This window comes from Asanoa sp. NPDC049475 (genome assembly GCF_040676915.1).
Lineage (GTDB): Bacteria > Actinomycetota > Actinomycetes > Mycobacteriales > Micromonosporaceae > Asanoa.
This window is the reverse complement of record NZ_JBFAPY010000004.1, coordinates 917,723-927,930: the sequence shown is the minus strand read 5'-3', so window position 1 is coordinate 927,930 and position 10,208 is coordinate 917,723. Positions and strand designations below refer to the sequence as shown.

Sequence of the window (10,208 nt, the reverse complement as noted above, 5' to 3'; positions counted from 1 at the left end):
CCCTCACACCACGACGCCCTCCCCGCGGGTGGGCGGGGGGCCCGGCCGCGCGGTCCCGCGGTCCGCCCGTTCGGCGGGGCCCCCGCCCGCCCGGGGGCCCCCCCCCCCGCCGGGGGGGGGGGGCCCCGCCACCGGCCCGGGGCGCCGGTGGCCTGCGTGGGCAATACGCTCCAGGCGGCACCGGACGGGTGCCGAAGCGACGCGCACCGGATCGGTGCCGGGAAGCGATGCGCACCGACTGGTGCCGAGGCGAGAGGCGGTCGGATGACGGACGTGGCAGGCGAGTCGACGCAGGTGGTCGAGGATCCCACCGCACCTCCTCCGGGCCGGCCCCGTCGGGTCGTCCTCAAGCTCTCCGGTGAGGTCTTCGGCGGCGGCCAGGTCGGCGTCGACCCCGACGTGGTGCAGGCCGTCGCCCGCCAGATCGCCTCCGTGGTCCGCCGCGGCGTTCAGGTCGCCGTCGTCGTCGGCGGTGGCAACTTCTTCCGGGGTGCCGAGCTGCAGAAGCGCGGCATGGACCGGGCCCGGGCCGACTACATGGGCATGCTCGGCACCGTCATGAACTGCCTGGCCCTCCAGGACTTCCTGGAGAAGGAGGGCATCGAGACCCGCGTGCAGAGCGCGATCACCATGGCGCAGGTCGCCGAGCCGTACATCCCGCTGCGGGCGATCCGTCACCTGGAGAAGGGTCGCGTGGTCATCTTCGGTGCGGGCGCCGGGATGCCTTACTTCTCCACCGACACCGTCGCCGCCCAGCGTGCGCTGGAGATCCGTGCCGACGTGGTGTTGATGAGCAAGAACGGTGTCGACGGGGTCTACACCGCCGACCCGCGCACCGACCCGACGGCCAGCAAGTTCGACTCGGTCACGTTCGCCGAGGTGCTCCGGCGCGGGCTGCGGGTGGCCGACGCGGCCGCGTTCAGCCTCTGCGAGGAGAACGGCTTGCCGATGCTGGTGTTCGGCGCCGAGGGCGACGACACGATCATGAGGGCCGTCGCCGGCGAGCGCATCGGCACCTTGATCACAGCCAACTGAGAGCCACATCCCCAGAAGGAGGCGACGGACCCGGTGATCGACGACACACTCCTCGAGGCCGAGGAAAAGATGGATGGCGCGGTCCACCACGCCAAGGAGGAGTTCGCCGCTATCCGCACGGGGCGGGCCAACGCGGCGATGTTCTCCAAGATCATCATTGACTACTACGGCACTCCGACGCCGCTGACCCAGATGGCGTCCGTCGGCACGCCGGAGCCTCGGATGGCGATCATCAAGCCGTACGACAACTCGCAGCTCGGTGCGATGGAAAAGGCGATCCGCGACTCGGACCTCGGTGTCAACCCCAACAACGAGGGCAACCAGCTGCGCATCGTGCTCCCGCAGATGACCGAGGAGCGCCGCCGCGACATGATCAAGGTGGCCCGGCACAAGGCCGAGGAAGCCAAGATCGCGGTGCGCAACGTGCGACGCAAGGCCAAGGAGGAGCTCGACCGGCTGGTGAAAGACGGCGAGACCGGGGAAGACGAGGGTCGACGGGGCGAGAAGGACCTCGACGATCTGACCCACCGGTACGTCACCCAGATCGATGAACTCCTCAAGCACAAGGAGACCGAGCTGCTCGAGGTCTGAATCGGACGACGTCGCAGGTGCAGTAGGCTCGGCACGATTCCTCCTGGTCAGGAGATCGATGGGCGAAGGGGGCTCGGCGACATGAGACGTTCGACGGCGGGCTCGATTGTGACCTGATGTCCTACTCCGACCCCTATTCGAGCGCTGATCCGCATCGGGCGCGACACTCCGGTGTCGCGCCCGAGAAGTACGACCCCGGGTTCCCGACCAACCTCGATGTCCCGGGTTGGGCCGGCCCCACGCAGCCTGGCATCGGGCTGCCGGACCCGGACCCGGACCCGGACCCGCGCCGCGAGCCGGACGCCATCGGCTACAGCGCGGAGACGGCTCAGCTCCCGCTGGTCACTCCGCGCGCCCAGCACCAGCCCGGAAACGACGATGCCGACGAGGACGCGACGCCGCCGCGTCGGCCTGGCCCCGGCAAGCGCCGTGCCGGCCCCGGGCGGCCGCCGACCGCCGAGAAGACCAGCCGCGCCGGCCGCAACCTCCCGGCCGCCATCGGCGTCGGCGTCACCCTCGGCGCGGTCCTGCTCGTCTCGCTGTACGCGTACAAGCTCGCCTTCCTCGGCGTTCTCGCGCTGGCCGTCGCGGTCGGCATCTGGGAGGTCAGCCGCGCGTTCCGGGAGGTCAAGGCTTACCCACCGGCGATCCCGCTGATCGCGGGCGGGGTGTTGATGGTCGGCCTGGCCTGGTACGCGGGTGCCGACGCCCTCATGCTCGGCCTGGTGGCGACGCTGCTCGCGGCGACCGTGTGGCGGCTCGCCGACGGGCCGAAGGGCTTCAAACAGGACCTGACCGCGTCCGTGCTGATCGCGGTCTACGTGCCGTTCCTCGCGGGGTTCGCCGCCTTGCTCGCGGTGCCGCCCGACGGCGCCGACCGCGTCCTCGTCGTGCTGATCGGCGTGGTCCTCTCCGACACGGGCGGCTACGCGGCCGGTGTCTTCCTGGGCCGCCACCCGATGGCGCCGACCGTGAGCCCGAAGAAGTCGTGGGAGGGGTTCGGCGGCTCGCTCGTCGCCGCGGCCGTCGGCACGGCCCTGAGCTGCTACTTCCTGCTCGGCGTCGACTTCTGGTGGGGCGCGCTGATCGGTGCCGCGATCAGCGTGGCGGCGGTCCTGGGCGATCTCGCCGAGTCGATGCTCAAGCGCGACCTGGGCATCAAGGACATGAGCCGGCTGCTCCCAGGCCACGGCGGCCTGATGGACCGCCTCGACTCGATCCTGTTCGCGGTCCCGACCGCTTACCTGCTGCTGGCGATCTTCGCTCCGGTGCGCTGACCTCTACCGCTGGGCGGGGAAAGCGACGTTTCGGAAATCACTTCATGCAGTGGCTTACGCGGATCGGCGGTCCCTTGGGGCATTTGCTGGGTTTGCGGCCCGCCCATCGCCTTCCCGCGGTTTCGGTCGTGCCTAGCGTGATGCGGGGGTAAATATGGGCTTTTGGCGGCACGCGGACCCGGCAGCGAAGCGCAGCGAGCGGTGCGCGCGGGAGCGAGCGGTCGTGCCCACGACGCACGTGCGTCGATGATCTGCCTCTTGATCTTCTTATTTCCGTCCCGGCACCCGGGCAGGTGAAGGTGATCGAACAGCCGTGGGAGACTTGAGCCGCCATGACGAGCCTCCCCATCATTCAGTCGGCCGCCACCCCTGGGCGGCGGCCGGCGATGCCGCCGCGCCATCTCGCCGATCTTGACGTCTCGGGCCGCGAGGCCGCGTTGGTCGCACTCGGTGAGCCCCGGTTTCGTGCGCGGCAGCTGTCGACGCACTACTTCGGCCGGCTGGTCCGCGACCCCGAGGCGATGACCGACCTGCCCGCGGCGACCCGGGCGAAGATCGCGGACGACCTGTTGCCGCAGCTGCTGACGCCGGTACGCGAGATGGCCACCGACGACGGCGCCACGCGCAAGGCGTTGTGGCGTCTCCATGACGGCTCGCTCGTCGAGAGCGTGCTGATGGGCTATCCGGATCGCGTCACGGTCTGCATCTCGAGCCAGGCCGGGTGCGGCATGGCGTGTCCGTTCTGCGCCACCGGCCAGGCGGGGCTGACCCGCAACCTGTCCACCGCCGAGATCGTCGACCAGGCGGTCTACCTCGCGGGTGTCGCGGCATCGGGCGCTCTGGCCGGTTCCCCCGCGCGGCTCTCGCACGTGGTGTTCATGGGCATGGGCGAGCCGCTGGCCAACTACAACCGGGTGCTGGGTGCGGTGCGGCGTCTGACCTCGCCGGCGCCCGAGGGTCTGGGGCTCTCGCAGCGACACATCACGATCTCGACGGTCGGCCTGGTGCCGGCGATGCGCAAGCTGGCAGACGAAGACCTCCAAGTGACTCTTGCGTTGTCGCTGCACGCGCCCGATGATGATCTGCGCGATGAACTGGTGCCGGTCAACCAAAGGTGGAAGGTGGCCGAGGTGCTCGACGCCGCGTGGCATTACGCGGATCGCACGGGGCGCCGTGTTTCCGTCGAATACGCCATGATCAAAGACGTGAACGACCAGCCGTGGCGAGCTGATCTGCTCGGGCGTCTGCTGGCCGGGCGGCTGGCGCACGTCAACCTGATCCCGCTGAACCCGACGCCGGGCAGCAGGTGGGATGCGAGTGCCAAGCCGGTCGAGCGCGAGTTCGTCCGGAGGCTGCGCGCGGCGGGCGTGTCGACTACCGTGCGTGACACCAGGGGTCGCGAAATCGACGGCGCGTGCGGCCAGCTCGCCGCGTCCGAGGTGACGACATGACCGCGTTCGGGGCCGCGGCCGAGCGAACTAACCAGGAGACATAGTGGCGAGCCAGGGTCAACGATTCCGCCGTCGGGCACTGCGTCGCGGCTACAAGGTCGACGAGGTCGACGCCTTCCTGGACCGCGTCGAGGCGACGCTCGCCGGCGATCCGGTCGGCCAGCCAGTCGGCGCGCAGGAGGTCCACGACGTCGTCTTCCGCGTCCGGTTCGGCGGGTACGACGAGTGGCAGGTCGACCTGCACCTCGACCGCGTCGAACGGCAGGTCGGCGAGCTCGAGGAGCGCAACGGGCGCTTCAACGGTCCCGACCGGATGGGCCTGCCGGAGCGGATGGGTCCGCCCAGCCAGCTCGGCCCGCCGCCGGGTGACCGGATGGGTCCGCCGGACCGGATGGGTGGAGGCCCGATGGGCGGCCCGCCGATCCCGGCCCCGCCGCCGGGCTCCTTCGGCCCGCCGCCGGACCGCCGTGCCGCGGCGATGGGGGCCAACCCGCTGCCGACCCGGCCGATCCCCAACGACGACCCGTACTCCCGTCCCGGCCCGCCGCCGCCGTACGGAGGCGGGTTCGACAGCGGGCCGCGTGGCTACGACGGCCCCGGCGGCGGTCCGATGCCGCCGAGCGGCGCCGGTCCTGGCGCCCCCGGGATGCGCGGTGGCGGGTTCCCGCCGCCGGACGACGGCTACGACGGGCCTGAGCAGCCCGGTCGGCGTGCGCGGATGGACATGACGGCGGAGATCCGCATGCCGGAGCGCGGCGACCCGGGCCGTGGGGGGCACCCTGGCGGGGGTCCCGGCATGGGTGGCGGTCCCGGCATGGGCGGTGGCCCTGGCATGGGTGGCGGGCCTGGCATGGGTGGCGGGCCTGGCATGGGTGGCGGGCCTGGCATGGGCGGTGGCGCACCGGGAATGGGTGGCCCCGGCCTCGCGATGGGTGGCGCACCCGGCGGCGGCATGGGCGGCCCTGGGATGGGTGGCCCGCCGCTGATGGGCCCGCCCGGCAGCGACCTGGCGCGGGTCGACTCGATCAGGCGGTCGTTCCAGGTGCGCCGGTTCGGCAGCGGCTACGACCCGATGCAGGTGGACCGCTTCTTCGAGGACGTACTGACCGGCATGACCGGCCGCGGCCCCATCCCGACCACGGACGCTGACTTCGACGCTGGTCAGTTCGGCCTGGTGCCGGGGGGGTACTTCGAGGCGGAGGTCGAGCAGGCCCTGCTGGAGATCCGCGACATCGTTCGGCGGCGCTGAGCCTTTAGTCGTTCGTCATCCCGCCCACCTGTCTTTGACCGGTGGGCGGGATTGTCTTTTGCGGCTCTTGGCTCAGAGGCGGCGTGCGCGGCCCAGCTCATCATCCGGAGGCAGAGCGAGTAGTCCGACGCCCTTCGACTCCGCGACACCGTCAATGGCGCGGTTGGCGGCAGGAGCTGAGACGCGGTCGCGAGACTCGGTAAGGCGCACGACGCGGCGTCATCGTGCGGTCGGGTCCGAGGACGGCACACACGTCGGCCTCGGCGAACACGAGCTTGGCGAACGTGACCACGGCCGGAACTGGGACGTCGACGAGCGCTACGGCAGCCGGTTCGCGGCAAGACGGCCGGCACCGACGCCGCGCGAGCGGCGACTTCCGGACTCTGTCACCTCACCGCTTGCGAGGGTCCTTGCGGCGCGGGCGTGGCAGCGAAGCGGAGCGAGCGGTCTCCGGCGGGAGCAACGGTCGTGCCGACGACGGACCCGGGAAAGCCTGGTTCTGGGTCTTACGCGTCGCGTGGCGTTCGGCGGGCACCTGCGCGCTGAGCCGGTCCGGGCCTCGGTCTAGCGATCGTCGGCTGGTCCGGGCACCTGTGCGCTGAGCTGGTCCGATCTCCGGCCTAGCGATCGTCGGGTGGTTCCTGTCGTTGGCGTTGACCAGGGACCGCGCTTCCAGGTCGACGGGACCGACGATCCTCCCGCGCGGGTTGCCTACGAGGGCGCCGGGCGGGACTGGCTCAGGAGGAGGAGCGCAGGCCGATGCGGCGGAGGACCGCGTCGCCGATGACCGCGAGGACCAGGGCGGCGGCGATGCCGTTGAGCCAGATGCGCTCGACGCCGGTGACCTCGTTGTTGCAGAACTGCATCAGCACCAGTGAGATGGCGACGACGATGGCACCGATCCGACCGCCCTTGCGGTGGCCCGGCTTCCTCTGGTCAGGGGCGATGACCGGCTCGTGCTCTGCCACCTCGTGGCTCCTCCCTCGGCTGCGTGCGGAGATCAGTGTGGCACGTCCGTGGCGTCGAGGATCGGGCACCCCGGCTCGTCGGGTAGCGTTTTCGCCGTACACGACGAGCTTTTGATCTTGGGGGTTTGCTGCCGTGCGAGTGACCGGGACGGGACATGCCTCCATGCGGATCGACACGCCAGCGGGGAGCATCCTGTGCGATCCGTGGGTGAATCCGGCCTATTTCGCGTCGTGGTTTCCCTTCCCTGACAACTCGTTGCTCGACTGGGAGACGCTCGGCCAGGTCGACTACCTGTACCTGAGCCACCTGCACCGCGACCACTTCGACGCCGCGCATCTGAAGCGCTTCGTGTCGAAGAAGGCGCGCGTGTTGCTGCCGGAGTACCCGACCAGCGAGCTCGAGGACCAGCTTCGCGAGTTGGGCTTCACCGACTTCATCAAGACCGTGTCGGAGGAGGTCCTCGAGCTCGACGGCGGTCTGAAGGTCATGATCCAGGCGCTGACGTCGCCCACGGACGGGCCGATCGGTGACTCCTCCCTGTGGGTCGAGTACGACGGGGTGCGGCTGCTCAACCAGAACGACGCCCGGCCGACCGACCTGGCGCTTTTCGAGTCGCTGGGCCACGTGCACGCGCACATGCTGCAGTTCTCGGGCGCGATCTGGTACCCGATGGTCTACGAGCTTCCCCAGGCAGCCAAGACGGCGTTCGGCAAGCAGAAGCGGGACCGGCAGTTCGACCGGACCTGGCGCTACATCGACGACCTGAAGGCGTCGCACGTCTTCCCGATCGCCGGGCCGCCCTGCTTCCTGGACGACGAGCTCTGGCAGTTCAACGACATCTTCGGCGACGAGGGCAACATCTTCCCGGACCAGTCGGTCTTCATGAAGGAGTACGCCAAGGTCGGCGGCACCAACGGCGTCGTCCTCCTGCCCGGCAGCGTCTCGGAGATCACCGAGACCTCGATCGAGACGACCCACCCGACCGACGTCGACGAGTTCTTCGCCAACAAGGTCGCGCACCTCGAGGAGATGCGGGAGCGCAAGCGCCCGATCATCGAGGCCGAGAAGGCGTCGTGGCGGCACCCCGAGATCGACGTGCTCAAGGAGATGAAGCGGCGGATCGAGCCGCTCCTCGAGGAGTCGATCTACCTGGCCAAGGGCGTCGGGGGTCCGGTCCGCTTCGACCTGGTCGGCTACGACGGCGAGGCGGTCGAGTCGATCGTGGTGGACTTCCCGGGCAAGGAGGTCCGGCGATACGCGGACGAGAAGGTCCGCTACCGCTTCCGCACCGAGCGCGCGCTCATCGAGCACCTCCTTTTCATCGACGAGGTGGACTGGGTCAACTCGCTGTTCCTGTCCTGCCGCTTCTCGGCGGCGCGGATCGGGCAGTACAACGAGTTCGTCTACGCCTTCTTCAAGTGCCTGTCCGAGGAGCGGCTGCAGTACGCCGAGGGCTGGTACGACGAGCACGAGCGCACCACGGACGCCGAGGACATCACCCTCGGCGACTGGGTGGTGCAACGACGCTGCCCGCACCTGAAGGCCGACCTCACCCGCTTCGGCATCGTGGACGGCGACCAGCTGACCTGCCAACTCCACGGGTGGCGGTTCGACCTGCCGAGCGGGCGCTGCCTGACCGGCGTCGGCCACCAGATCCGTGCGCGCCGCGCAGGCGAGCCGGCACCGACCGCGGACGGCGACGCACCCGAGACCGCGGCGACGCCGGCTTAGCCGGCGGCAACTCTTACTCGGGATATGCCCGCCGCTTGGCCGGCCGTCGGCCCCCAGGTCCGTGCGCGGCGGGCTAGCGAGCCCGCACCGACCGCGGACGGCGACCGCACCCGAGGCCAGGCGACGCCGGCGTATGACGCTGGCGGCGACTCCTACGCCCGATACGCCCGCCGCTTTGCTGGCGGTCGGGCCCAAGGTCCGCCCGCGCCTGCGGCCAGCCGATGACGACGACTCGGCGCCCTGCCGAGCGGCCGCTGCCGGGCTGGCGTCGGCCGCCAGATCCGTGCGGCGCCGGGTCGGCGAGCCGCGCGCCGACCGCGGACGGCGACGCGTCCGCGGCTGCCGCCATAACCGCCTAGCTGGAAGCGACGGTCGCAACGGCCTGGCGGCGGCGATGGAGCCCGCCGGGCAAGCCAGGCCCGGGCTGGCGACGGTTGGCCCGAGGCCGCGCGGCCTAGCCGGGCTGCGACCCGTCCGAAGCCCGAAGCTGCGATCACGCCGCGCCTGGCCGACCGGCGGTGGCACCGAAGCCGCGCCGCAATGGCTCGGCCGGTCAGCGGAGTAGGAAGGCTAGCTCCGTCTCCCACTTGTCGACCGGCACCTCGGCCGGGTTGGAGTGGTAGATCTCCAGCCGGCAGCGCCAGACGTCGCCGGCGGGGGAGTCGTGGTGGTCGAACTCCAGATCGCGGCCGTGTGCCCAGCCGAGCAGGTTGCCCGTCACGTCCAGGAGATGCTCGGGGTGGCCGACGTGGGTGACGGTCACGTAGCGGCCCGCGGGTAGGACGCCCGAGAAGATCTCGCCGCTGCCGCCGACCGGCATGTTGACCGGGACGCCGGCCTCGATCTCCAGCTCGGCGTCCATGTCGATGACGTTGTATTTGAGGAACGGCCCGCCGGCCGGCGCGATGCCGCGCTGTCTCAGGAACGCGAACAGGTCAGGGATGCGATCAGCGATGTCGGCGATCGAACTCATCGTCACCGTGCGCTTGATGGCGATGTAGTCCTGCGCCGGACGGTCGGTCACGGTGGGCTCGGTGGTCGGCCGGTCCTTTCCTCGTGGCTCGATGCGACCGGACCATTATGTGTGGAGGCTCTGACAGAAAACGCCGCCGTGCGTACGCGGGAGCCGGTCAGCTCTTCTCGCTGTGGCCCGTGAACTGGTCGACGTAGGAGTGCAACTCCATCTCGAACAGCGCTCCCGGGTCGGACACCGCCCACCGCAGATGATGGAAGACCTCCATCGACACCAGGCCGTAGAGCCGTGACCACCCACTGAGGAACGCCCACGCCACCTCGATCGGCACCTCTTCGCCGTGACCGGCACGCAATGGCTCCAAGTGGGCTGCCAGGCGCTCCTCCATCAGCGAGCGGGGCGGGGTGGGGTACTGCTCGCGTAGCCAGAGTGCGTTGATCGTCTCCATGAAAGGGCGTCCGAACTCGACGCCCGGATGGTGCTCGTCGTCGCAGTTCTCTTGGAAGGCGACGATTCCGGGCTGCGGGCTGCCGAGGATCAGGGCGAACTCGGCGGGGTGCGCGACCGACCATTCGCGGAACGCACGGGCCATCGCGATGATCTGCGCGACCGGGTCGTCGCCGGCATCGTGCTTGGCCGCGCTGACGATCTCGGAGAGCTCGATGTAGAGATCGCCCGCCAAGGCCTCGACGAGCGCGTCGAGGCTGTCGAAATACCGATAGATCGCGGGCGCGGTCATGCCCATCTCGCGGGCGATCGCGCGCAGGGAGATGGCGTCCGGGCCGCCCGTGACCAGCAGCCGGCGCGCCTCGTCCTTGATCTCGGTGAGGGTCGAGGTGCGGAGGCGCTCCCGGCGTGTCGGCGCGCTCAAACGCGAACCCCCTTGACTCCCGAGAACACCGTTGCAATAGTTAACGGCGTTCATTCTCCTA

Annotated in this window: 9 protein-coding genes; 6 read left to right on the top strand and 3 right to left on the bottom strand. The window is 70.3% G+C overall.

The features are described 5' to 3' along the window. Positions 1-264 precede the first annotated feature (264 nt). The 5 genes from pyrH to AB0J88_RS19935 all read left to right on the top strand — a co-directional run bounded on the left by pyrH (position 265) and on the right by AB0J88_RS19935 (position 5,603). Positions 265-1,035 (top strand): UMP kinase, encoded by a 771-nt coding sequence (pyrH, locus tag AB0J88_RS19955; protein ID WP_364342088.1) that lies wholly within the window; start codon positions 265-267, stop codon positions 1,033-1,035. Between the two features lie 33 nt (positions 1,036-1,068). After that, a complete protein-coding gene (gene frr / locus AB0J88_RS19950) occupies positions 1,069-1,626 on the top strand; it encodes a ribosome recycling factor (RefSeq protein WP_364342091.1) in 558 nt (185 codons plus the stop codon). Between the two features lie 116 nt (positions 1,627-1,742). Further along, positions 1,743-2,903: a phosphatidate cytidylyltransferase gene (locus tag AB0J88_RS19945; RefSeq protein WP_364342094.1), complete on the top strand. Its 1,161-nt coding sequence runs from the start codon at positions 1,743-1,745 to the stop codon at positions 2,901-2,903. Between the two features lie 332 nt (positions 2,904-3,235). Continuing rightward, on the top strand, positions 3,236-4,354 hold the full coding sequence (gene rlmN / locus AB0J88_RS19940; RefSeq protein ID WP_364342097.1) for a 23S rRNA (adenine(2503)-C(2))-methyltransferase RlmN: 1,119 nt from the start codon (positions 3,236-3,238) through the stop codon (positions 4,352-4,354). Between the two features lie 43 nt (positions 4,355-4,397). Then, complete coding sequence (locus tag AB0J88_RS19935) at positions 4,398-5,603, top strand: DivIVA domain-containing protein (RefSeq protein ID WP_364342100.1); 1,206 nt, start codon at positions 4,398-4,400, stop codon at positions 5,601-5,603. A gap of 737 nt (positions 5,604-6,340) precedes the next feature. Here AB0J88_RS19935 and AB0J88_RS19930 read toward each other — a convergent pair. Continuing rightward, the gene (locus tag AB0J88_RS19930) at positions 6,341-6,571 is read right to left on the bottom strand and encodes a hypothetical protein (RefSeq protein WP_364342103.1); all 231 of its coding nucleotides are present in this window, start codon (positions 6,569-6,571) and stop codon (positions 6,341-6,343) included. Between the two features lie 133 nt (positions 6,572-6,704). On the opposite strand from AB0J88_RS19930, the gene AB0J88_RS19925 reads away from it, so the two are divergent. Then, entirely contained in the window at positions 6,705-8,303 is a 1,599-nt protein-coding gene (locus AB0J88_RS19925; protein WP_364342106.1) for a Rieske 2Fe-2S domain-containing protein, read from the top strand. Positions 8,304-8,856: 553 nt separating this feature from the next. On the opposite strand, the gene AB0J88_RS19920 is transcribed toward AB0J88_RS19925, so the two are convergent. After that, positions 8,857-9,327, bottom strand: coding sequence for a GyrI-like domain-containing protein (locus tag AB0J88_RS19920; RefSeq protein ID WP_364342109.1), 471 nt, complete (start codon positions 9,325-9,327; stop codon positions 8,857-8,859). Positions 9,328-9,433: 106 nt separating this feature from the next. After that, positions 9,434-10,147, bottom strand: a complete 714-nt coding sequence (locus tag AB0J88_RS19915) for a TetR/AcrR family transcriptional regulator (protein ID WP_364342112.1) — start codon at positions 10,145-10,147, stop codon at positions 9,434-9,436. Positions 10,148-10,208 lie beyond the last annotated feature (61 nt).